The organism is Spiroplasma endosymbiont of Polydrusus formosus (assembly GCF_964263245.1).
Taxonomy (GTDB): domain Bacteria; phylum Bacillota_I; class Bacilli_A; order Mycoplasmatales; family Mycoplasmataceae; genus Spiroplasma.
This window is the reverse complement of record NZ_OZ181656.1, coordinates 1,001,800-1,027,501: the sequence shown is the minus strand read 5'-3', so window position 1 is coordinate 1,027,501 and position 25,702 is coordinate 1,001,800. Positions and strand designations below refer to the sequence as shown.

At 21.5% G+C, this 25,702-nt stretch carries 20 protein-coding genes and 2 pseudogenes; 10 read left to right on the top strand and 12 right to left on the bottom strand.

All coding sequences use genetic code 4. The features are described from left to right. Positions 1–15: 15 nt before the first annotated feature. From gyrB to dnaA, 3 genes are all read right to left on the bottom strand, one after another. Positions 16–1,938 carry a DNA topoisomerase (ATP-hydrolyzing) subunit B gene (gene gyrB / locus ACE38S_RS05355; RefSeq protein WP_374696714.1) on the bottom strand — a complete coding sequence of 641 codons (1,923 nt, stop codon included), beginning with the start codon at positions 1,936–1,938 and terminating at the stop codon, positions 16–18. A 182-nt stretch (positions 1,939–2,120) separates the two neighbouring features. After that, entirely contained in the window at positions 2,121–3,239 is a 1,119-nt protein-coding gene (dnaN, locus tag ACE38S_RS05350) for a DNA polymerase III subunit beta (RefSeq protein ID WP_374696713.1), read from the bottom strand. A 168-nt stretch (positions 3,240–3,407) separates the two neighbouring features. After that, entirely contained in the window at positions 3,408–4,769 is a 1,362-nt protein-coding gene (gene dnaA / locus ACE38S_RS05345) for a chromosomal replication initiator protein DnaA (RefSeq protein ID WP_374696712.1), read from the bottom strand. Positions 4,770–5,320: 551 nt separating this feature from the next. On the opposite strand from dnaA, the gene ACE38S_RS05340 reads away from it, so the two are divergent. From ACE38S_RS05340 to yidC, 8 genes and pseudogenes are all read left to right on the top strand, one after another. Next, positions 5,321–5,626 carry a hypothetical protein gene (locus ACE38S_RS05340; RefSeq protein ID WP_374696711.1) on the top strand — a complete coding sequence of 102 codons (306 nt, stop codon included), beginning with the start codon at positions 5,321–5,323 and terminating at the stop codon, positions 5,624–5,626. A 304-nt stretch (positions 5,627–5,930) separates the two neighbouring features. Then, complete coding sequence (locus ACE38S_RS05335) at positions 5,931–6,221, top strand: hypothetical protein (RefSeq protein ID WP_374696710.1); 291 nt, start codon at positions 5,931–5,933, stop codon at positions 6,219–6,221. Between the two features lie 15 nt (positions 6,222–6,236). Continuing rightward, positions 6,237–6,428 (top strand): annotated as a pseudogene (locus ACE38S_RS05330) (IS3 family transposase); the annotation flags it as partial. 443 nt (positions 6,429–6,871) lie between these two features. Further along, positions 6,872–7,042 carry a hypothetical protein gene (locus tag ACE38S_RS05325; RefSeq protein WP_374696709.1) on the top strand — a complete coding sequence of 57 codons (171 nt, stop codon included), beginning with the start codon at positions 6,872–6,874 and terminating at the stop codon, positions 7,040–7,042. An 838-nt stretch (positions 7,043–7,880) separates the two neighbouring features. Next, positions 7,881–8,096: a hypothetical protein gene (locus tag ACE38S_RS05320; RefSeq protein ID WP_374696708.1), complete on the top strand. Its 216-nt coding sequence runs from the start codon at positions 7,881–7,883 to the stop codon at positions 8,094–8,096. Between the two features lie 696 nt (positions 8,097–8,792). Next, complete coding sequence (rpmH, locus tag ACE38S_RS05315; protein ID WP_374697154.1) at positions 8,793–8,933, top strand: 50S ribosomal protein L34; 141 nt, start codon at positions 8,793–8,795, stop codon at positions 8,931–8,933. 38 nt (positions 8,934–8,971) lie between these two features. Continuing rightward, the gene (rnpA, locus tag ACE38S_RS05310) at positions 8,972–9,289 is read left to right on the top strand and encodes a ribonuclease P protein component (RefSeq protein WP_374696707.1); all 318 of its coding nucleotides are present in this window, start codon (positions 8,972–8,974) and stop codon (positions 9,287–9,289) included. A 13-nt stretch (positions 9,290–9,302) separates the two neighbouring features. Beyond that, a complete protein-coding gene (gene yidC, locus ACE38S_RS05305) occupies positions 9,303–10,583 on the top strand; it encodes a membrane protein insertase YidC (protein WP_374696706.1) in 1,281 nt (426 codons plus the stop codon). Between the two features lie 607 nt (positions 10,584–11,190). Here yidC and ACE38S_RS05300 read toward each other — a convergent pair. Together ACE38S_RS05300 and ACE38S_RS05295 are read right to left on the bottom strand one after the other, a co-directional pair. Beyond that, complete coding sequence (locus ACE38S_RS05300; RefSeq protein ID WP_374696705.1) at positions 11,191–11,475, bottom strand: hypothetical protein; 285 nt, start codon at positions 11,473–11,475, stop codon at positions 11,191–11,193. Between the two features lie 148 nt (positions 11,476–11,623). Beyond that, a pseudogene (locus tag ACE38S_RS05295) lies at positions 11,624–12,604 on the bottom strand (IS30 family transposase). Positions 12,605–13,434: 830 nt separating this feature from the next. Between ACE38S_RS05295 and ACE38S_RS05290 the strand changes: the two are divergent. Both ACE38S_RS05290 and ACE38S_RS05285 read left to right on the top strand, forming a co-directional pair. Further along, complete coding sequence (locus ACE38S_RS05290; protein ID WP_374696704.1) at positions 13,435–13,764, top strand: hypothetical protein; 330 nt, start codon at positions 13,435–13,437, stop codon at positions 13,762–13,764. Next, positions 13,764–13,958, top strand: a complete 195-nt coding sequence (locus tag ACE38S_RS05285) for a hypothetical protein (protein WP_374696703.1) — start codon at positions 13,764–13,766, stop codon at positions 13,956–13,958. Before ACE38S_RS05290 ends, ACE38S_RS05285 begins: the two co-directional genes overlap by 1 nt. Before the next feature lie 757 nt (positions 13,959–14,715). On the opposite strand, the gene ACE38S_RS05280 is transcribed toward ACE38S_RS05285, so the two are convergent. The 7 genes from ACE38S_RS05280 to ACE38S_RS05250 all read right to left on the bottom strand — a co-directional run bounded on the left by ACE38S_RS05280 (position 14,716) and on the right by ACE38S_RS05250 (position 22,820). Then, the gene (locus ACE38S_RS05280; RefSeq protein WP_374695926.1) at positions 14,716–15,666 is read right to left on the bottom strand and encodes an IS30 family transposase; all 951 of its coding nucleotides are present in this window, start codon (positions 15,664–15,666) and stop codon (positions 14,716–14,718) included. Positions 15,667–16,028: 362 nt separating this feature from the next. After that, complete coding sequence (locus ACE38S_RS05275; protein WP_374696702.1) at positions 16,029–16,343, bottom strand: major tail protein; 315 nt, start codon at positions 16,341–16,343, stop codon at positions 16,029–16,031. Between the two features lie 741 nt (positions 16,344–17,084). Further along, positions 17,085–17,300, bottom strand: a complete 216-nt coding sequence (locus ACE38S_RS05270) for a hypothetical protein (protein ID WP_374696701.1) — start codon at positions 17,298–17,300, stop codon at positions 17,085–17,087. 185 nt (positions 17,301–17,485) lie between these two features. Then, positions 17,486–17,671: a hypothetical protein gene (locus ACE38S_RS05265; protein ID WP_374696700.1), complete on the bottom strand. Its 186-nt coding sequence runs from the start codon at positions 17,669–17,671 to the stop codon at positions 17,486–17,488. 1,934 nt (positions 17,672–19,605) lie between these two features. Then, a complete protein-coding gene (locus tag ACE38S_RS05260) occupies positions 19,606–19,827 on the bottom strand; it encodes a terminase large subunit domain-containing protein (RefSeq protein ID WP_374697153.1) in 222 nt (73 codons plus the stop codon). 723 nt (positions 19,828–20,550) lie between these two features. Next, the gene (locus ACE38S_RS05255; protein WP_374696699.1) at positions 20,551–20,835 is read right to left on the bottom strand and encodes a hypothetical protein; all 285 of its coding nucleotides are present in this window, start codon (positions 20,833–20,835) and stop codon (positions 20,551–20,553) included. Positions 20,836–22,664: 1,829 nt separating this feature from the next. Then, positions 22,665–22,820 (bottom strand): hypothetical protein, encoded by a 156-nt coding sequence (locus ACE38S_RS05250; RefSeq protein WP_374696698.1) that lies wholly within the window; start codon positions 22,818–22,820, stop codon positions 22,665–22,667. Positions 22,821–25,702 lie beyond the last annotated feature (2,882 nt).

The following is a 25,702-nucleotide window of genomic DNA, read 5'->3' as shown; positions in this document are numbered from 1 at the left end:
GACCAACACCTCCCTTTAAACATCTAAATTTTTAACATATTTTGCATTTTCACGAATAAATTTTTTTCGTGGTTCGACATTTTCACCCATTAATTCACTACAAATTAAATTTGCTTCAAACACATTATTAACATATACTTTCAATAGTAATCGTCGTTCTGGATTCATTGTTGTTTCTCATAACTGTTCTGGATTCATTTCTCCTAATCCTTTATAGCGTTGAATTGTATAATTTTTGATATTTTTGTTTAATAATTCTTCTTTATAAAGATTTAATTCATTATCACTATATACATAACGAATATTATTACCATTTTGGATTTTATATAGCGGTGGTTGAGCAATATAAATATTGCCATTTTCAATTAAATCTTTCATATAGCGATAAAAGAAAGTTAATAATAAAATTCTAATATGAGCCCCATCAACATCGGCATCCGTCATAATAATTACTTTTTGATAACGTAATTTTTTATCATTAAAATTATCTTTAATTCCAGTTCCTAAAGCGGTAATAATTGAATTGATTTCGTTGTTTTCAAATACTTTTAATTGTTTAGCTTTTTCAACATTTAAAATCTTCCCTCTCAAGGGTAAGATTGCTTGAAATCTTCGATTTCGACCCGATTTAGCACTTCCACCAGCAGAATCCCCTTCAACAATATAAAGCTCAGCAAATTTAGAATCCTTTGTTTCACAATCAGCTAATTTTCCTGGTAATGAAAAACTATCCATTACATTTTTGCGTCGTGTTGTTTCTTTTGCTCGTTGTGCAGCAATTCTTGCTTTTAGGGATAAACTTATCTTTTCAATAATTTTTTTTGCATATTCTGGATTCTCTAATAAATAACTACTTAAACCCTTTCCGACGATATTGGAAACAATTTTTTTAACTTCACTATTTCCTAATTTTGTTTTAGTTTGTCCTTCATATTGGGGATTAGGATGACGAATTGAAATTATTGTTGTCATTCCTTCCTTAATATCATCTCAAGTAAATTTATCTTCATTCCCTTTATTATTATTATTAATATTCTTAAAATAATTATTTAACTCATGAACAATCGCTAATTTAATTCCTTCTTCATGGGTTCCACCTTCATGAGTATTAATATTGTTACAAAAAGAAAAAATATTTTCCAAATAATTATCATTATACTGAATTCCACATTCAACAATAATATTATCCTCAATTCCTTCAACATAAAAAACATCGTTTATGGGTGTTCCAATTGTTTTATTTAATTCTAAAACATAATCTTTAATTCCATTGTTAAATTGATAAACAACAGATTTTTCCTCATCTTCTTCTCGTAAATCAACTAATGATATTTCTAACCCTTTATTTAAAAAAACTAATTGTTTAATGCGATTTTGAATTGTTGAAAAACTAAAAATTGTTGTTTCAGTAAAAATATTTTCATCTGGTAAAAAAGTAACTGTTGTTCCTGTTTCAGAAGTTGGTCCAATTTCTTTAACTGGTGTTAAAATTTGTCCCCCATTATGAAATTCCATCACATATTCTTTATTATTTTTTTTAACTTCGACTTTTAAATACTTGCTTAACGCATTAACAACACTAGCTCCGACCCCATGTAATCCCCCGGAAATTTTATAGGTATTTGAATCAAATTTTCCCCCTGCATGTAAAGTGGTAAAAACAGTTTCAATTGTTGAAACATTTGTTTTTGGGTGAATTTCAATTGGAATTCCTCGTCCATTATCAACAATGGTAATTGATCCATCTTTATTAATTATAATTTTAATTTTATTAGCAAAGTTAGCTAAAACTTCATCAATTGAGTTATCAACAATTTCTCAAACTAAATGATGTAAACCTCTGACATTTGTTGCCCCAATATACATCCCTGGTCGTTTTTGAACCGCTTCTAATCCCTCTAAAATTTGAATTGACTCTGAACTATAATTATCACCCATAAATAATTTTCTCCATTTCTTTCTTCTTTTATTTTACCATTATTACCTAATTTTAGGACTAAATTATCAAATATATTTTTAAATATTTTTTAAAAATATATTTTTATTTTTGTGCATAATTTAACCCTATAAAAAAGTTACAAAATACAATAAATAATCAAAAAAAACTCAATAATGAGTTTTTAATATAATCGGATTGGTAAAACTAATTGTTGTAGGGTATGATCATCATTTGCAGTAATAACTAATGGTTTTGTTTCATCAATCATTTTAATGGTAATGTATTTTGTTTTAAAAGCTTTCAAAGCATCAAGAATATACTTCGAATTAAAAGCAATAGTTTGATCCACACCTTCAACTTTAAATTCCTTAATTTCTTCCTCTGTATTACCAATTTCTTGGGTAAATGAAGTAACTAAAACTTTTTGTTCATTTATTTTTAAGGTAACAATTGTTGTCATTGTTTCATTTGATAAAATGCTAGCTCTCTCAATAATTTTAATTAATTCGCGATTATTAATTATTAATGAAGTATTAAATGAATTTGGAATAATTTTACTTGTATTTGGATATTTTCCTTCAATAATTTTTGTTTGAACAATTGTGTTATTAATAATTACACTAACTGATTTATCTGTAATTTTCATTTTAATTTCTTGATTATTTTCCGAAATTAAGTGACCAATTTCATTAATAAATTTTCCCGGAATAATAACATCAAAATCATAATTATTATTATATTCAATTTTCTTACATGACAATCTAAATGAATCAGTGGCCGTAATTATTAATTCTTTATTACTTTGATTTGTTTTTAAATTTAATCCATTAAAAATAAATCTTTTTTCTTTTTCCCCAATTACAAAACTTATTTGTGAAATAATTTCTTTTAATATAGCACTTGTAAAAATGATTTCTTTCCCTTCTGTCTTGAATAACAAATGAGGATAATCAGATGAACTTAATGTATTTAAAATTGAATTAAATTTATTGGCTTTAATTTTAATTAAATTTCTTTCAACAACTTCCAATGTAATAAAATCATCTTCAATTTTACGAATAACTTCAATAATAAATTTATTTTTAATTAAGACACTACCAATTCGAGTAATATTTAAATCATTACCAATAATTTCGGATTTAATTGAGGTATTACCATCAGAAGTAGTAAAAGTAATCTTGTCTTTTTTAACTTCAATTAAAATTCCTAATAACGAAGGAATTAATGTTTTTCGAGAGATTACGCGACTTACTTTCAATAGCTCATTTAATATTTTATCTCTTTTAATGTTTACAATCATTTTGTTACTCCTTACTTAATATTATCTGTAATTTATAAATAATTATATAACATTATTAAAATATTATCTTTTATTTATTATTATTATAATGTAGAAAATGTGGAAAACTTATGAAAGTTTTTAACAATATTCTTCTTTTATTAAAAAACAACAGTGTAAAACAATGTGTTATTTTCCTTCAATTTTTCTGCGGGTTGTATTTACTAAATGTTTAAATTCTTTATTTGTACCAATATGAGCTTCAACTTTTTTGACACCATTCATAACAGTAGTATGATCTTTTCCCCCAAATTCGTTTCCAATTCTTGTAAATGGTTCATCTAATAATGTTCTGCAAAAATACATTGCGAGTTGTCGAGCTTGCATTACATTACTAACCCTTGATTTACTCATCATTGCTTTTATAGTAATATTACAATTATCGGCAACAATTTGTTTAATTTTTTTAGGGGTAATTTTTTCATTATTTTGTAAGGGTGCATTTTTAAATGCTTTTTCAACATCAGATAAAGTAATAATTTCGTGGGGCTTTTTATTCATAACAGCTAAAAATAATAATCGTTTAATTGCCCCTTCTAGTTTTCGAACATCACTATTAAAATTTAAAGCAATAAATTCTAATGATTCTTCTGAAAATAGCGATAAGTTATTTTGATGTTTTAACTTTTGTTCTAATATTTTAAGGGCTGTTTCGAAATCTGGTGAATCTAACCCAATACTTAGTCCATATGAAAATCGTGAAATAATTCTTGTTTCAAAACCACCAAGATCATCAGGATATTTATCGGAAGTAATAACAATTTGTTTATTTTTTTCAATATATGAGTTAAAAATATGAAAAAATAATTCATTTGTTTTATTTCGTTTTGCCAGTAATTGAATATCATCAATTAATAAACAATGATAAATATCATAAGATGTTTTAAAAGCTTCAATAATTTCATGTCCTTGGTTTAAAATATCCATTGCAATTTTTCCAAATTCATCAGCTTTTAAATATTTCACATGGTTATTTATTTTATAAATTTCGTTTACTTTATTTTCAATTGCGTGTAATAAATGCGTTTTCCCAAGTCCTGAGTCACCATAAATAAATAATGGATTTCACTTTTTCCCAAGATCTAAAGAAACTGCTAAAGCTGCTTGCATTGCTTCATGGTTAGAATCACCACGAACAAAATTTTCAAAAGTATAATTTTCATAATAAGCAGTGTTATTATTTTCTGTTAATGTATCAATTTTATTAATTACAGACGCTTCTTTATTAATATTTTTTTCTAATTCAAAAGAAACATTGTATTCAATACCCGTTAATTTTTTTAAAATGTTTTTAATTTTTTCATTTAACCCCGCTTCAAAAACACCAATAGTAATTTCTGATTTTGTTGTAATTAAACAATTGTTATCAGATACTGTATATATTTTTGTGTCACTAATATAGTAGTTATAAATTTCAGGGGAAACTGATTCATCGCGGGATAATATTTCTTTAACTTCAATTCATAATTCTTTTGTATTCATTAAATTCATCTCCAATATTGTTACCGTTATTAATTATAAATAAAAGATATGGAAAACTATTAATTTTTATTAATTTTAATCATTTTTTAATAGTTTTCCACATTAAATATTTTTTTACAATGCTTAAAAGCATTGTATTTATTGACTATTTACATCCTTTTCCACATTATTAACATTTTATGGTGCAAATTATTTTTTGCTATAATTAATATAATCCAAATTTTAATTTAAAAAAATAATTTATATACTACACCTCAATACTGCACCCCAAAAAGTAAGTAAAATAAAAAAGATTTTGCTAAATTTTTATAGGGGTGCAATGCTTATATGGCAAGAAAAGGACAAAAATATAACAAATATACATCAGAATTTATAATAAAATGAATAGGTTACAACAAGTTGGACCCATATTTATGTGGATTTTCAAATAAAATATAATTATGAAGAAAGTAGGAATATAAAAATGGGGAATAAATTCATCGGTATATGAATTTAAAAAACAAATTGTTTTACTTTATCAAAATGGCAAAACCATTCTTGAAATTTTTAAATAATATAAGGTGTCAAAATCAACTATATATCAGTTAATTGAAAAATTTCATAATTCTGGATTTTTTAAAGCAAAAGATAATCGCACTGTTGAAAAAATGAACTTTGATTGCCTTGCGAAAATAATTAATCTAATTACAAATGAAAAACAACCTTTTAAAGCAAGCGTCGCTGATAATTGGCAAAAAATAGAAATTATTAACAATAATAAAGAAAAATATTCCATGCGAAAAATTGGTCAAATAGGATCAAAATTAAAGATAGCAAAATCAACATATTACTATAAAATTAATAAATGTGGCTATGGTTGATGTTAATAATTATTAACAAGAAATTATCAATGCATTTATAATAATAATCGCCAAAATTTATGGATCTTGTAAAATTAAAGCTTTTTTAATTTTTAAAGATATTATCTTATCGCGAAGAAAAATTCACCAAATTATGATTAAAAATTAGTTAGTATCTAAATATACCAAATTAAAATATTGTAATTATAAGTTGGTGGTTAATAACGTCGAAATGAGCAACGTTTTAAACTGTTAATTTAATAATTAATAATAACACACAACCCAATGAAGTTGTTGTTAGTGATTTAACATATGTTCAAGGTGGTGCTAAATGACATTTGACATTATCCTTTGTTTGTTGATTGACTTGTTTAATCGTGAAATAATTCGCTATAGTTCTCGAACAAATAAAACAATACAACTAGTTCAAGAAACCTTTTATTCAATTACAAGACCATTAAAACAAATTACGTTATTTCATACTGACTGGAGTAATGAATTTAAAAATAAAATCATTGATAATACCTTAAATATTTTTAACACCAAACGATCATTAAGCAATAAAGGTTATCCTTATGATAATGCTGGGGCTGAAACAATTTACAAAAGTTTTAAAAAATAATTTGTCAAGAGGCAAAAATTTATAAATTTAACCCAATTAAAATACAAATTATTTAACTTTGTGCATTGATGTAACAATATTCGAATTCACGGTAGTTTAAATTATTTAACACCTGTTGAATTTATAACAAAAATCATTAATGAAATTAAACAAAAAAATTGTTGAATAGCAGCAAAACAATATAATCTAAATGCAAATACATTATAATCTTGATGATAAAATCATAAAAAGGAATTTTAAATACACAAAAGGGTCAAAAAAACCATTTGGAAAAAAAGATTTAAAATATTATAAAAAAAGGTATTAATTATTAAAAAACTCTATGACTTTTACAATTAAGCAAACTAATAATCGTCTCTTTTATTAAACAAAATTGTTGTGAATACTCAATCTAATTATTATTAGAAGTAACGGAGTTAAAACATAGTTATTGAGGTAAATATAAAAATTATGACAGTAGCAAAAAAATAAAAAAGCAATAAATGATATTGTAAAAGTCTATTAAGAAAATTTAAAACAATTTGGATATCGAAGAAGTACTAAATATTTTAAGAAAGATTATGATATAAAATATAATTCAAAAAAAATTTTTAAGGATTGTGTGTAATAATAAAATACAACCTGAATATATAATAAAAATGAGAAGAAAAATGAAGTATGAACAGAATAAAGAAAAAAGTTTATTGCAATATCCTGATTTAATTAATTGTAAATTCAATGATATAAAAACAAGGTTTTTAGTACTATATACTGATGTAACATATTTAATTTGAAAAAGGAGAAAGATATTATCAATTAACAATTATTGATGAATATACTAAAGAAATAGTTGATGTAAAGTGATCTAAATATATACAACAATAAATTAGTAATAGATAATTTAAATTATGCAATTAAAAAATAAAATTAATAAAAAAAGATCTGAATGGAATAATAATTAACCTTAGATTACGGATATCAATACACATCCATCCGCTATTTATCACAAATAAATGTTTATTTAACGGTATTATAATTTCAATAAGGAAAAATTATCACTATGCAGATAATATTGTTATAGAAAGTTTTCATTCATTACTTAAAAAAGCTACAATAAATAAGAAAATATATAATTCACATTAAGAATATATACAAGATGTTATTAAATGAAATACATGGTATTCAAATCATAAAGAAAAAGATATACTAAAAAATAGTAAATACTTTTTATTAGTACTTACTAAAATGGGCGCAGTCTCTTTATATTTTAAAAATAAAAAAAAGAAAAACAAAAAACGGGGAACAAAATGATTATCGAAATTATTTAAGTTTTAGTGGAATTTGAGAAATTGATAATCTTGATTGTGTTGATTTTCATTTGTTAGTTTTAGTAAATTGTAAATCAAAAATATTTTTTTATCATATTTTCCTAAATTGTAAAATTAAATGGGACAGTTAAACAAATAAAAATATTGTGTTAAAATCCAAATTTAAAAAAGGATAAATAACACAATGTATCAAAAAATCACAATAGAAAAATTAATTTCAATTCAACAATATCAAAATTTTAATTATTCAATCAGAAAAACAGTTTATGAAATAAATCAAAATAAAATAACTGTCCATAAAATCATAAAATTTATAAAATGTTGGCCGCTGATTTAAACTAAATTGAAATTTATGAAAATAGTAATAAAGACAAAAAAAGCTGGTTGCAAACAAAAAACATTAAATAAAATTTACTATGAAATTATTAATTATTTAATTAATTATGAACACTATTCACCAGATATTATTACAAATATAATAAGAAATATTGACAAAAATTTTATCTGTTCAAAGACTTTATTTATGTTTACCTTTTCTCGTTATAATTTTAATAAAAAAATTTATTAAGAAAAGGTAAACATAAACCACATAATAAAATAGAAAACCATAGAAAAGTTAATAATTGTTCGACAATTATTGAACGTAATATTGAATTTCCAAATATTAAAGTATGAATGTCTTTGGTCGTATAGAAAGAAATACTATAGTTGGTAAAAACCATAAAACAGCAATTATAACTTTAGCCAATATATGATTGATTTAAAACATCAATCCCGTTAGTAACTAATAATATAGAAAGCAAAGATGTAATAGAAAGTATAATAAAATTTATTTTAAACAAACCATCTGGCACAATAAAAACAATTACATTTGATTGTGATAAAGAATTTATTAGGTGAAAAAAACTTGAAAATATTTATAAAATAAAAATTTATTTTGCTAATGTTGGTTGTTCTATCCAAAAAGAATTAAACGAAAATAATAATGAAATTTTGAGACAAAGTTTACCGAAAGGAATAGATTTATCAATATTTTATCAAGATGATTTAAATAAAATAGCATTGAAAATAAATTCAATGCTAATAAATTTATTAAATTATAAAAATTCATTGGATTTAATACAAAATATTCAATAAAGTGTCCAAATATATTTACAATTCAGGTTTTTTAAAAATATTATTTTAATTATTATTTTAATTGCTATTTTTTATTAATTAATATATTATTTATCTGATTTCTTAATAATTTATATCATAAGGAGGTATTAGTATGAAAAGAACTTGACAGCCAAGTAAAATTAAACATAAAAGAACCCATGGATTTCGAGTAAGAATGGGATCATCGACAGGACGTAAAGTTTTAAGTAGAAGAAGATCGAAAGGAAGAAAAGTATTATCGGCATAATTTGTTGGTAATATACTTTATTTTCTATTTGTGTTGAAATGTTAAAAAAATTTATTGTTAAGAAAAATTATGAATTTCAGAAAATAATAAGTAATCGTTCTTTTATTAAAACTAACACTTATTTTATTTATTTAAAAAAAAATGATTTTAATTATCATCGGTTTGGAATATCTGTTGGTAAAAAAATAGGAAATGCCGTTGTTAGAAACAAAGTAAAAAGACAAATTCGAAGTATGTTAACTTTTTATTTTGCTGCAACAGAAGGTTATGATCAAATTATCATTGTTAGAAAATCATATTTTAGTAATAGTTATTTAGTTAATAAAGAAATTTTATTAAAGCAAATCAAAAGGTAAAGGAGGCGTAACAGTGAATTATCGTGATTATATTTTCTCAGACGGAAAAAGAACACGAAAACCTTGATATTCAATTGCTTGAAAATGAATAAAATTATTTTTGTATCTTTTTTTAATTATATCAATGTTATGAGGTTGTGGACAGATGATGGTTCCAAGGTATGGAACGGCGCAAATTTTAGATGTTTCTGGCCAAACAGTATATAAACCAGGAGTTTTTTTTGAAATTATTTTAGGATACGTTAATGTCGGAAAAGAACACTTTTTTCATTTTGAAAATGGACAATTTTATGAATATCCATATTTAGCAATTAGAACATGATATGATGCTTTTGTTAAAACATCATCACCTTTTTATGGATGTTTCGTGTTTCCTGTTGGTTGAATTTTAGTTAATTTAATTTATGGTTTTGGTGGTTTAGACAATGGAGCTGGAATTATTGGAGCGCTATTTTTAACTTCATTAATTGTTCGTTTAATTACTTTAATGTTTAGTTGAAAAGTTCAACGAAATCAAGACAAAATGCAGTTAATGCAAATTAAACAAGCAGAAATTCAAGCGAAATATAAGGGTTCGAGAGATCCTGTTGCAAAACAAAAACAACAAATGGAAATAATGCAACTATACCGGAAAGAAGGAGTTTCACCATTATCAACAATTGGTTCTTCCTTTTTATCAATCCCGTTTTTAATTGCAATGTATACTGTTGTTAGAGCGACACGAGAGTTAAAAATGGCAACAATTGGAAAAATTTCTTTAATTGAAAAGCCATGAGATATGATTACAAGTGGAAATTATGTTTATTTAACTTTATTATTTGTATATTTATCAATTCAAATTATATCAATGATTTTACCAACTATTTTAAACCTTCGAAAAACAAGAGTTATTACAAAAGAGCAGAAAAAAAACCGTAAACGTCAATTTATTATGCAAGGAGTAATGATTATTGTCTTCTTTGTAGTTACAATCTCAATTGCGTCGGGAGTCGCTATTTACTGGATTTTTTCAGCCTTTATTCAAATTTTACAAACATTAGGATTTCATTTTTTACGAGTTAAAAAACGAAGAAAAAAAAATAAAAATACCGATTCATTGGGACAAAAAATTAAACATTTATTTGTCCGCAAACCACATTTTAAAACAATTAATAATTTGCCAGAAGCGGTCGAAATTACAAAAACAAAACAAGTAAAAACAAATAATCATGATAAAGTTTCTTATAATCCGGTTAAATCAAAACCTAAAAAATTTAAATTCTCTTTATATAATAATAAAAAAGATAATAATTAATGATTTTAGTAAAAAACTTAAATCGTACAAAAATTTAGAGAATTTTTAAATAATTAAAATAAAAAATTTTTATAAAAATTTTTTATCAACAAAATGATTTTTTCAGCGACTGCAAGTAACTTTTTTCGAAGCTAATGATATTATTTCTTTTTGTAAAGAACATTTAAACATTATTATCAAAGATCTCTTATTTAAGAGATATATTATTATCAAAATATTATGAGATGTTTTTTTTAATACTATAATAAACAATTTGTAATTACGTTAAATATTAAAGGTTTTAAAATAAATTTTAATATTTTTGATTTTGTTTTTATTTTGGAAACATTGTTACATACTTATGTTAGTCGTAAATTTCAAAATTATTTTAAATTTATTATTATTCTTAATTATTTATTATTATTATTATTGATTATATTATGATAAATTAATATTATTTGAAGCTTTACAAAATGCTATTAATAAAATTTAAGCATTTGTATATTGTAAACCAAATTAAACACTTTGTTAGTAAAAAATTCAATATTTTCAAATTTTTAAAGATTTGATATAAAAATTAAATAATAAATACTTTTTATTTTATGGACTATTTATTAAATTAATTATTTTAAATAACGACTAAGTTTAAAAATAAGGTGTCCCAAATATATTTACAATTAAGATAATCATTAATATTTAATTTACTTGCATCTTCATCTAAATTTAATAAAGTATATTGTCTTTCGGTTGATTGTTGTGTAAATACTTGTTCAAACTTAGCTTTCACAAATTGAACCGAACTTCTATCATCAATTATATAAGCATCTCAATATTTACCAACTTTAACTTCTTTTGTATAGTAATTATCATTTTTATTATAGTTATTAAGGAATCGTGTAGATACAAGCTCCAAATTTGTATCTCTTGTTAAATTGATGATAACACTATTTTAAAGAAATGAAAATATTTTTTTAAAAAAATAAATTATTTTTAAATTGTTATTATTTTTAACATATTTTGACACACTAAAAATAAATTTATTAATTTTAAATAATAAAAATTTACTTAATATTTTGTAAAAATATTGCTTTTGCACTTATTCAATTCAAACACGATCCAAGTTTATCATTTATAACATTAACTATTCAATCTATCATTTTTTGACTAACATTATTAAAATCAGTTCCCTTTTTTGGGGAGTCAATATCTAAATTCGCTGTTCATATGTTCAATTAATGGTTTTTGTTGTGGTTTACCAGGATCACAAAAATAAACTTGTGTTTCAGTAAATATTTCCATTTCTCTTCATTTACTAAATTCTTTGCCTTGATCTGTAATAATTCCTTTCATTTTACCTACTAAATTATTATTTATAACAATATCTTTAAATTTTGTTATAATTTCGATAGCACTATGATTTTTTAATTTCATTGCAAAGTAATTATTACTTGACTGTTAAAATAATACCAAACAACTATAATGATGGTTTTTTCCACAATAATATCCATTTCAAATCAACCAACACTAGAAACTTTATTTTCAATATCTCAAATTGATTTAAAATTAATTAATTTTCCATTATTATCAGGTTTTTGTTTTGTTTTATATTTTTTACCATGATGAGGCAAATTTTGTTTTATTAATTATAATTTTCCTAAGAGAATTAATTTATATAAAATTTTAACACAAGCAGGAAATTTAACACCAAATTTTATAAAATATCGATGAATAATTTGTGTTGATTAATCATTAAAAATATTAAATCGTAAATTTAATCATTCTTTCTGTTTTTTTGTAAATTATGGCGCTTTTTTAATAAACTTTTTACGATTTTGTTTATAATCTTTTTGTATTTTATAAGGAGTATAATCTTCTATCTTTTTAAATCACTTAATTTATTTTTTAATAGTATTAATATCTCTTCTCGTTTGTATTGCTATTTCTGATAAATTAATTGTGCCGTTTTTTTTACAATTATCAGATAACAATAAATCATTAAACAAATCTCGCTCATTAAATTTTACATGTGTATATTTTTTCATATCTTTGTATCTCCAATTTTTTTATTTTAATTTATTTATACACTATTTTTTTAAAAAGATATTGACAAAAAATTTAAGGATTATATGATTTATATAATTAAATTGTAACAAGTAATAAATTTGTATCTCTATTACTTGTATTACAAAATAAAGGAGTAAAGTAATTTACTTTTTTTATTTTGATGTAAATTATATATAATAAAAAAATCGTTTAGGTTATTTAATACATTTTTATAGTTTTTAATTACTCCTTTATTTAATCATATTTATTAAATAATAGCAATTTTAATATGCAAAAAGGAGTAAAAGTGAAAAAATTTAATCCAAAAACAGCAAGTTTACGAACATTTGATCGTAAAATAGAGCAGTTTTGATGTGATAAATTACTTATATAATATTCTATACTTTGAATGATTTAACCAATAAATTCAACCTTTTTAAAAAGTGAATATATGATAGTTTTACGCGAGCGAAAGATAGTTCCTTTACTTGAAAAACAAATTGATAAAATAGAAAGTGAACTTATTGAACTTATTAAACAAATGGTTAAAACACCATAAGGCACTAAGTTATATTGACAGTGTGCATTTAATCATAAATATTCACTGCAAGAAAAACAATCGGAACAAGAGTTAAACTTAAATAATCAATAACCAATAATTATTAATTTACAAACGGATATCAAAGATATTAAAAAGAAAGTGATAATAATGCTTAATCATTTTACTTATTTGTTAGAAAATCTTTATTGGTTATTACAAAATAGTATTATTGGCAATAAATATCCGCATTTACTAAGAAATATGAATTAGTTAATTAAATTAATCAAATTGGTACACAACGTAGTTGTTAGACTATATCAAATATTAAAATGTTTGGTTGAATTATTAAAAATTAATTTATTAATTAAAGAATCAATTTGTATAATTGCTAGTGTGTATTGGAGTAAAGATTTAAAAGATATTATGTTTAAAAATATATGAAATATGTTATATGAAAATCATATTCCTTATACTATTAATTTATCAAAATTTACTTTTACTTTATCAAACGGTAGCAAAATTTATTGTAAAGGTTTACATTCACAAAATCGGAAAGAAAAATTAAAAGCATTTGTTGATTTGAATAAATATAAATTAGTTATTGATTGAAGGGAATAATGTGACCAATTTCAAAAAAAGATTTAAGTGATTTAGATTTTGTTATTAGTGGTTATAAAAATAAAATAACAATTAATACATGTAATCCTGAAAGTTTAAAACGATATATTGTTGGTTATTGTAATGAATTATTATCTTTTAATGAAGAAATAATTCATAGTAAATATGAAAAAATTAAATATATTAAAAAATAAAATATGAAAATTATTATTCATTATTCTAGTTGAAAACTTAATTATTAATTATCACAAGATAAAGTTAATGATCGATTAAGATTGTAACAATTGGATATTGAAAGAACAAAAGTATGGAGTTGAGGATTGTCTGATAATGCTACTAGTCCAAAAGACATACCACTACTGCTAGTTTTTGATTATATAATTCTCATTTTGATAAAAAAGAATATAAAATAGCAGAATATACTCATTCAAATACTACACAGCAATTTAAAATTGAATTAGAACAAGTAAAAGATATTTTATAGTTTTTTTATAACAATAAATTAAATCAATACTTTAATTTAATACAATAAGGAATATCAATTAATGTTGACAACAGTTCTTATTCAACATTACAAAGTTTAAATCAAAAGAAATATAATTACTCTTTTGGGCAATATATGACATTTAAACCAGCACAAAAACAGAAATTTAAAATAAGACATCGTATTGAAACATTTACAATGTTGATAAATATAAACCAATTAAAATGATTATGAGAAAAATGTTCTATAAGTAAAACACAATATGAATTAATTAAATGATAAGATAAATCAAATGCCAGAGAAGAAAAATACTAGACTTATATGGTGATATATTTGATAGTGATTTTTATACTTTACATTTTGAATTAATATCAATGGTTAAACATAATAGTTCAGCAGATTATAAATTATAACAACAAAGGGAGTAAATAACTTAATTAAAAGCCTAATTGTAAAGTTAAGTGCAACTAAATTATTTTTCTAACCAAATATTCGATTGGTGAAAGATAATTTAGTATTTTTCTTGGTCTATGGTTTAAAGACAATATAAATTTATGAACTGCATTTTTCGTGGTATTTGAAAAATTAAATTTTTTAGGAAATTTTTCTCTAATTAACCCATTAGTATTTTCATTAGTACCTCTTTGTCAGGGTGAATATGCATTAGCAAAATAAATTTTCACATTTAAATTTTTTTCAAGTTGTTGTCAATTAGCAAATTCTTTACCTCTATCAAATGTTATAGTTTTAACAAGATTATTTGGAAGAATTGATAAATAATGGCTAATGTTTTCGTTAATAACTTTAGTAGTTCTATTTTCAACTAACATTGCTAAAGTAAATCTTGATGTTCTTTCAACTAAAGTTATTAAACATGATTTACTTTTACCTCGCGATGATACTATAGTATCACCCTCTCAATGGCCAACAGTTATGCGATTATTAACATTAACATTTCGTTCTTTAATTGATTTACCATTAAATTTACCGCGATTTTCTTGAGATTTTCGTTTCTTACCTTTTCTTCTTAAATTTTTATTAGTAACCTTTTCAAGTAATCCAGAATAAATTCAATTGTAAATTGTTTTAAAACTAATAATTCATTCTTTATGAAAATTTTTAATTCTTCCATAAATTTGTTCAGGCGATCAACCTAATAATAATTTTTGTTGTACATATTTTACTAATTCTCTATTTTTAAACTTATGAAAATAAACATGTGATTGTTTTCTATTTTCTGCTTTATTTTGTGCAATTAATGAAAAATAATGATTATTATCTTTATTTCTATTAACTTCTCGAATAATAGTACTAATACTTCGATTAAGATTTTTAGCTATTTCACTAATTTTTAATTTAAATTTCAATTGATTCTCAATATAAATTCTTTCATCTATGCCAAGATGTTTATATCCCATATAAAAAACTCCTTGCTTTAATTTTTCTAAAATAAACTTAGCATCATGAAATTTTTATATGAAATTTTTTGCAATTTTATTTATTTGCACTTACAAGTATAATTTAGCAATTAAAAATTGTAACAAAGTATTAATTTATTTTAATAATATTGTGCTTTTAATTAAATTTGTTATTTCGGGTTCAGAACATACATAAGATTCTTTGTCACGACGGTTAAGTTCTTTAATAATATTAGTAAATAATTTAAGTTTATTGCTTTCGCTTTTTGTTTTATGGATTTCGTTAGATATTTTTAAATTAACTCGATAAAGTAATATTATTCTTTTTTGTTGTCACCATCAATTTCAAAACCTAATGCCATTTATTTTGGTTGAATATTTGATTTTTCAAATATAATATTATTTTTATCTTTTATTAATCCAAAAATTTCTTCTAAAAATGTATCACTTGGTTTAATAACAGTTAATGTTCCAGTATAACCTTGATTAGAATGAGCAATATAATAGGGAATATTATCAGCATAAATAGTAGTTGTATTTTCAGCAATATTTAAAGCTAAACTGGTAGCACCTTTAATTGCTTTTGGTGTTTCATAACTGATTTTATTATCTATTGTTTTAATAATTGCATAATGAACATTTGAAAGTCCAAACTCAATTAAATTATCTTTGTTCATATTTTTTCTCCTTTTAATTAATTTCTTGTATTAATTAAATAAACTTCATATATTGTTATATAAATTTTTTCACTATTTAAATAATAATTTTGTATTTTTTTGAAAATAATTTTATTATTTTCAAATATTTGTTCTAATTCTTCTTCTAATAAAAATTATTTATTGTGTAAAAATTGATACTTGAATTACTTGTTTTTTTACATATGAAATATTATTTGTGTATAAAATACTTTGATCAGTAATATCATAGTATGTAATGTAATTTGATAAATTATTATCATCTATTTTACCAAAATTATAAAAAATAGGTATTTTAAAATAATTTTTAGAAATTAACCTGTTTATTAATTTTAAATTTTTTTATATTTAGTAACTCATTTAATTTTAAACTCCATTTTTAATAATATTTTTTATATTTTATATAAACTCATTAATATTGTTGTTATATGTGATCCCCACATAAACGGTCGCGCCATAATTTGCGTACCAGACCAATAATATCTTACGCCAAATTAAATTAAATGAACTATTTGATATTTTTTCTTTGCTCTTATGTAAGCAATTATTTAATTTTTATTTTCTTTAATTTATAAAATAAAATAATTTCGTAAATTATTTTTATTGTTTTTGCTAATCGGAACTTTTTCTTTTATTTATGCTAAAATTTTATTTATGGTTATTAATAACTTAATTTTTTATCTTATTTTTAATATCAAATGTATATTGTTGTATACCCTAAGCTTAATTGCGTTGGTTAATTACTTTTTTGCATTTGTTTTGAAATTTCATATGCTTATTTTTAATTGTAATATTTGTATTAATTTGCATTTTAGCTAAAAATCCACCATCTTTTTTACTTTTTAAGTAAGCAATTCCAATTGAATTTTTATGTTCATGACCTCATAATAATGGGACTGCTGGTGTGTTTTTAATAGTTTCAATAAAGCTTATTTTCATCAGTAATGTCACCGTGATAATCAATAACATTATATTTATTGGCAATTCCGATTATTTCTTAAATGCCATCGTCATTTGTTTGTGAAATATTTTTTACTTTAAAATTAATTTTTTTATTAATCTCGTTATTAATTGTTTTGTTAACTTTTATCTCCTATATTTTTATTTTTAAGTTGTTCTCGTTCTTACCAATCAGAATTTTTTGTCATTATATAAATATATAATCCCTCAACACTTTCATATCCTTCTTGATTTCTAACTTCATTCGAAGATAAAAAACTATGTTCTAACATTTTTACGTAATATGCTTTTTTATCTTGTAAATTTCCTAATAGTATTCGTTTTTCTGAAAATGATATATAGTTTCCCAATTATAATTCTTTTTTGCTGAAAATTTTAAAACTAAATTATTGTTCTCATTGTATTAATAATTATTGAATAACATAACTAACATAACCTTGATATTACTCTGGGTTATATTTTCCATTAACAATTTCATAAGCAACATTATAAAAGTTATAAATATTATTTCGATATTGTTCCATTTGTTCTTTATTTAAGTTAAAAATATTACAATATACTTCTTGAAAATCTATACCATTATTTAAAATGGCAAAACCGCAATATTTATTTTGTAAATTATTATCTACAAATTATTTTAATTTTTCTTGTAATTATTATGGTGCAACTATATTATTAACTTTTAATATACCTTTAAAATTACCTGATTGTTTTAAATTATTAATTAATGAATTAATCATTTATTCTAGTAATTTTGTTAAATATTCTATATGATTTATTTGTAATTTCACCGAATAATCCTTTATTATAAAATTTTCGTAAATGTATTAAATTGTCATATGGTAATAATAAATTTGTATTATTTAAATAAAATTTTATAAAATATTGATTATTTTTATCGAATAAAATTTCTAAAAAATCATCCTAAATAAGAATTAAATAATTAATTTTGTCACTTTATCATTGAATATAAATAAAAGTATTTCCTTGTAAAAACAAATTTTTTGTTAATTTATTATAAAAATCATAAGCACTCATCCCTAAATTTGGTTTAACATATAATAAATATTTTAAATTATATTTATTTGTAGTTTTAATATTTTATTTTTCAACACATTGTGGTATTTCTTTTAACTGTTCAATATCTCTTACTATTTGATTAATTGTGCTTTTAACAACATAAATTTCATAATTATTAGTAAAATTTTAATAAAAAAGTTTTAAAGTCACAATTAATATACATAAAATTTTGTTTTTTGGATAAATTATTATTTATTTTTTTCTTAAATCACAAAATAATTTTATTACCCCCTTACTTAAACCAAATAATTTAAGTCATCACGATGATAGCATCATTATTTAAAAAAATACAAGTCTTTATAAAAATGTAATTTAAAATGAGTTAATAATTAAAATTTTTTCCTATATTTGTTTGATAAATTTTAAAATTTTGTTCGTGTATTTGTATACATTTTATAAGCAAATAATAGTACCATAAAACCATCAATCCTTTTGTGTGAACTTTTTAAATTAACATAATATTTTCTTTGCTATATGTTATAAGTTTTGTGTTATCTAAATTTCATTTAAAAATAGGGTGATTATTATAAATGATTTTATAATCATAAAATAATGGAGCAATCGATTTTATTAATGGTAATATTGTATACATACCATTTGTTACAATTTCTGTTATATTATAAAAGTCATTTTGTTCTAATTTTTCTTTTATATAATCTGCGTAATATCTGTTATATCAAATTTTTACACAAATTAAATTATATTTTTAATAGTTTCAATAATATAATCAATTATTTCATCTCTATTCACAACGGATCAAAGCGTAAAAGTTATGTATCTTTGTTTTTCTCAAACATAATATAAAACTTTGTCTTCTTTTTTATTTTCATAGGTTCTTTCTTGGGAAATAAAAAATGTGGCAAAATAAAAAAATAATCAGTTTTTTTCGGGTATTAAAATTACAACAGCAGTTAAGTCCATTGTTTGTGATAAATCAATACCAATATTACAATATTTATTTTTTAAATAATCTTCTAAATTAACATTTTTATTATTTTTTCTTGTAAAAAGCCAAAATTAAATAATGAAGCTTCTTGCAGTTAGACAATATTACAATGGCGAGTTAAAAACTTGGTTGTTGTAATGGTTGATTAATTGCTGTTTGTCATTTTTATTTTAATTTTTCAATATTTTTATAAATACTAAGATTTGGATTTGCTTTATGTAGATTTTTAAATTTTTTTCATTAATTAAAATTATCTAATTAATATATTCAAGGTAAAAAATTATCGTTTTGATAAATATTATTTAATACTTTTTCAGCATATTTATATCTCTCATCATAAATATTTTCACGAGTACTTCTACTTGTTATAATTAAAAGAATTAATGTATTTTTTCTTTTTGATATTACTGATTTAATAACATCATATAAGTCTCTTTTCATAACTGCCAATTCATCTAAAATTACTACATATGGATTTAAACCATCTAATGTTTTATCTTATGATGCTAATGGTTGAAAATGTGATCAATCTCTTAAAAATTATATTTTTTCCCTTGTTATTTTTAATTTACTATTTAATCATTCTTCTTATTTAACCATGCTTTTAATTTCATCAAAAATAATTTTTAATTGTTCTTTTTTTGTTGCAACCGTATATATACTTGCTCTTTTTTTGTTATTAGATAACAAACATTTTTAAAAAAGCAGATACTAAGGTTGATTTACCATTCTCTCTTACCAATAACTAATAATTATTCTTTAAATCTACGAATATTAGTTTCTTTTTCATAAAAACAAAATTATGCTTCTGTAAATGTTTTTTGTAATAATTCTAATTTAAAATTTTGTCCCGCATATTCGCCAATTAAAAGATGACAAAATATTTCTATAAAAATTATTGCACCGCTTGCTTGTTTTTTATTAAAATAAAACCTTTTACTATTTTTTAATTAATTAACTAAATTAGATACTATCTTTTTAATTTTCAAACAAACAATATTTTTGTTTTTTAATTAACTCATTATATAATTCTAAATTAATTTTTAATATTTATCGTTTTTTCCATCATAAATTATTTTTCTTATAATTTTAGAACTTCATCTAATAAATTATTATTTGTTTGGAATATAGGCGATACTTTATTTTTTTCATTGCTTTCTTTTATTCATTTTTCAATAATTATATAATGACTTTTATAATTTTTTAACATTGCATTATATTCTGGCAAAATTGGATTTTTTGTCTTTTATTACCACGAATATTTTCAACATCAATATAATAATTATCTAATTGACGAATTTTTTTGTCCATATCATCAATTAATCATTCAATTTTACAAAATATTTTAAGGAAATTAATTTTTGATTTATCTAATTTGACATTATTATTAATTAATATTTTTTTATAATCTTTAAAAAGATTATTTATTTCTTTTTCGCCTTTTAAATTTAGTTCATTTTCGTTTAAAATAGCTTTATTTTTATTCATTTTTGGATTATTTTTTATCAATTTTTTATTGTTTTCTTTACTTTCAATTAATAAAATCCCTTATTTAAAAATGTTTTTTTATTATTTTACATAATTTATTTCATCACACCATAAAATTTTTACCTTTTGTTGGTGTGCACGTGCCCTGCCCCTTGGTAGCCCACCCAAGATACCTTTAAAATAAAGGCACAATATGGGGTTAAATAAAAATATAATTATATATTTAAAAATCACTGATATAATACCGTCAATTAAATTGTTTGTCAAATTAAATAATTAAAAATTATATATTTTTTTAATTTATTAAATGATAAAGCAAAATTGCTAATTGAAAGTTCTTTTTATTATTTTGCTAAAATTAAAATTCATAAATAGTATCATAATTATTTAATAGTTTATATTTTTTTATAAATTGTGGATGTTCAATTATTGTATAATTAATTTTTTCTATAATTGATGATATATTTTTATCTTTTACAAAAATAATCAATTATGATTTTGTATATATTCATGTTAAATAACTTTGGAATTGATTAATTGCATAAAACAATTGTTTTTTTATGTTAAATTTTACATTCAGATATAAATATATTTTAATTATTATATTTTAGCAATATATCTGTTTTTCCATTTATATTAAATTCTTCAGCCGTTACAGGTACTTTAAAATTTAAAGAAAGTATTAATAAAATATAATATCTAATTGTTTCTTCGTTTTTATTACGATAAATACTTGGATATTCTTCCGTTCTTTTTCCAAATCAATAAATTATAATTAATATTTGTAAATAAAAATATACAGAAATTATTGGATCTAAATTAAAGTCATTTTTAATTTCTGGTAATTTAATTGATATTTTTTCTTTATTATTTATTGGATATACTGAAAATGTATTATTATCCTTATTTTCTATTTTTATTAATGAACAATTAAATTTTTTAAATAAGTTGTTATTGTTTTTAATTTTTCTTTTTGTTATTAAAAATATTTTTAATATAAGATTTTAAATTATTGTTGTATGAATCAACTTTTTTATATTGTCTATATAATATTTTTAATAATCTTTTATTTTCATTAATTTTATCATTAGAATAATTTACATTATTTTCTTTTCACTCAACAACAAAATAAATTTCACTATTACTTATTTGAATTTCATATTATGACATTTTTTGAGAAATATAATATGTTTTAAATAATTTTGAATCACCTTCATGTGGTATACTAATTTTTACCATTGTGGCAATATATTCACATGTGCTTGAATTTGAAATTACATCAAACGGAATCAGAATTATTTTTTTCTCCTTATAATTTTTTTAAAATCAATTATCAAAAAATAAGTTAATAGGTTTTATTTCATATTTTATAAATAAATATTCAATAATATTATTTTCATCAACATTTAAAATATAATTATCTTCGTAATTATTAATTTCATCTTTAATATTTTAATATTAATTATTAAAAAGATCATGTAAAACTATATTTTTAAATGGTATCATTTTAGTTTTTCACCTCAAATTTATTAATTATATTATATAACATTTGCTCAGTTTCCTTAGAAAATTGCCTTTTATATGTAATTTACATATTATATTTTTTAAATTATCAAAATAAGAATTAATTATATACCCCATTATTTTATCTGACATTTCTTTATTTATTTTTTTCATTTTATTTTTTCTCCTATATTTTTAACAATTATATTAATTATTAAATTTTTTTATTTTTTATCACATTTTTTGTATCCTAAATAAAAACCATTATCTCAATAATTAGGATTATTAATATTTTCTAAATCTTCTAGTAATTGTTTTAATTCTGTTTATGTTAATTTTCGTTGTTGTATTTTATTATTTTCATAATGATTATTATATTTATTTAGTAAGTTATTATTATAATCATTGTTATTCTGTGAATTAAAATAATTTTTATTTTCTTTTTTTAATTTTTCAAAATATAAAATTAAATTTTTCCCCATAATATTATCACTTTTATTATTAATGTTACTATGGCTACATATTTTTTATTTTCATCAATTTTTAAACTAAAATAATTTTGATAACTTAATAAACTTAAATAATTTTTATCTAAAACAACATAATATTTTTGATTTTTTATTAAAATATGGATTATTATTATTTATTTCTTGTAAAATTAAATTTTGATTTAAATAAATTATTTTTATCATATTAATTTCGTTTTTTATATTTTTTTATTTGCTTTTAATTTGATTATTTAACTTTAAATCTGCCATAATTAAATTTCATCTAATTCCATATTCATAATTAAATTATCAATATATTAATATGCACTTTCTTTTGAATGACATTTTTCAAGTGCTTATATTAAATAAATCATCTTCTGTATAAACATAACAATTTTCATTTTTTCACATATTATTCAGTTACTTATTATTTAATGTTGTTGTTTTATAAATAAATAATTGTAGTTAATCATTCTTGCTCATTTTCAAAATTAGTGATATATTTTGTTTTTTCTAATGTATAAAGGAATTTCGTTTTTAAACCACCATACTTACTTTTCATTACTAATAATTATCTTTTATTTATAATTTATCACCCCATAATCTGTTTCTTCATATTATAAATAGTTAATTATTAAACATTTAACCCCATCAATTTCATATCATTTTAAATTTAAGTTAAATTCTACTGGCATTTAAAAATAACCCAAAAACATTGAACATTAGGTAGAAAGAATTGGAAGGAATAAGAAAGTCATTGAATATGTTACAACAAGTTGGACCATATTTATGTGGATTTTCAAATAAAATATAATTATGAAGAAAGTAGGAATATAAAAATGGGGAATAAATTCATCGGTATATTAATTTAAAAAACAAATTGTTTTACTTTATCAAAATGGCAAAACTATTCTTGAAATTTTTAAATAATATAAGGTGTCAAAATCAACTATATATTAGTTAATTGAAAAATTTCATAATTCTGGATTTTTTAAAGCGAAAAATAATCGCACTGTTGAAGAAAATTGACTTGATTGCCTTGCGGAAAGAATTAATCTAATTACGAATGAAAAACAACCCCTTAAAGCAAGCAGTGCTAATGGTTGATAAAAAATAGAAATTATTAACAATAATAAAGAAAAATATTCCATGCGAAAAATTGGTCAAATAGGATCAAAATTAAAGATAGCAAAATCAACATATTACTATAAAATTAATAAATGTGGCTATGGTTGATGTTAATAATTATTAACAAAAAATTATCAATGCATTTATAATGCTAATCGTAAAATTTATGAATCTTGTAAAATTAAAGCTTTTTTAATTTAAAAAGATATTATCTTATCGCGAAAAAATTCACCAACTTATGATTAAAGATTAGTTAGTATCTAAATGCACCAAATTAAAATATCGTAATCATAAGTTGGTGGTTAATAACAACGAAATTAGCAACGTTTTAAACCGTGAATTTAATTAATAAACAACCCAATGAAGTTGTTGTTAATGATTTAACATATGTTCAAGTTGGCGATAAATAACATTATCTTTGTTTGTTAATTGACTTGTTTAATCGTGAAATAATTGGCTATAGTGTGTCGAGACAAACAAAACAGTATAATTAGAGCAAGAAACCTTTTATTCAATTACAAGACCATTAAAACAAATTACGTTATTTCATACTGACTGGAGTAATTAATTTAAAAATAAAATCATTGATAATATCTTAAGTACTTTTAACACCAAACAATCATTAAGCAATAAAGGATATCTTTATGATAATGTTGGGGCTGAAACAATTTACAAAAGTTTTAAAAAATAATTTGTCAAGAGGCAAAAATTTATAAATTTAACCCAATTAAAATACAAATTATTTGACTTTGTGCATTGATATAACAATATTCGAATTAACGGTGGTTTAAATTGTTTAACACAATGTTGAATTTAGAAAAAACAACAGTCCATATAAAAAGTGTCTTAAAAATTGTTGCCAATCCAATTTATTTATTTCTTTTTATTTATCTTTTTAAATAAATATAAAATCCCTTTGTTGGTTAATATTTTGATATTTAGTAAATAATGTATTTTATTTTAGTATTTATTCATTTCGCCGCCTGCTAACCACCATAGTGAAGCGGGGCGGCGGCTATAAAGTTATTTAGACATAGTTTATTATCCCCCGCGGAAGTAAAAAAAAAATTACTCAGTTATTAATTACGCTTCATCCATCCCTAGACAACTTTATATAAAGAAAATAACCTTTTTGAGTTACAATCATCTTGTTTTTTAGTGTCCGGTATTGTTTTTTTGGTTTAACAACACTCTTTTTATGAAAACAAGTCAAAAAACACATGCTATGACATTTCGCAAGTGATTAATCTTGTCGATAATTAAAGAAATAAATAGGAGAGTAAATCCATCTATTTCACACTTTCTTTAATTATTCGTGTCATAGATGAGTTATCAATCTTTAAGCATTAAAATATTAATTTTGATAGTTGCATTATTGATCGAATAACACCTTTATTTGAAATGATTTATAAAAATATCGTTTATTTTGTGTATGGAAAACAGAATTTAATCTGTTTTTATAATAAAAGTTCGGTTGTATAAATAAAAGTATGGTAAAAATATAAAAGTTAAAAATTAATTAATGTAAAAACAATAAATATTTGAAATAGTGAAATGGCAATATCCTTTTTAATTAGTTATAATCATTTAACTTCTTTGTTTTAATTAATTTTAATAAATATATTATTAAAATTAAAGTATTACCATTTCACTATTTCAAAACACTTTTAAAAACTTAATGGCACACTGAAAAATACTGTTAACTGTTCTTTGAAAAATTAATAGTATTTTTCAGTGTGCCATTTTTT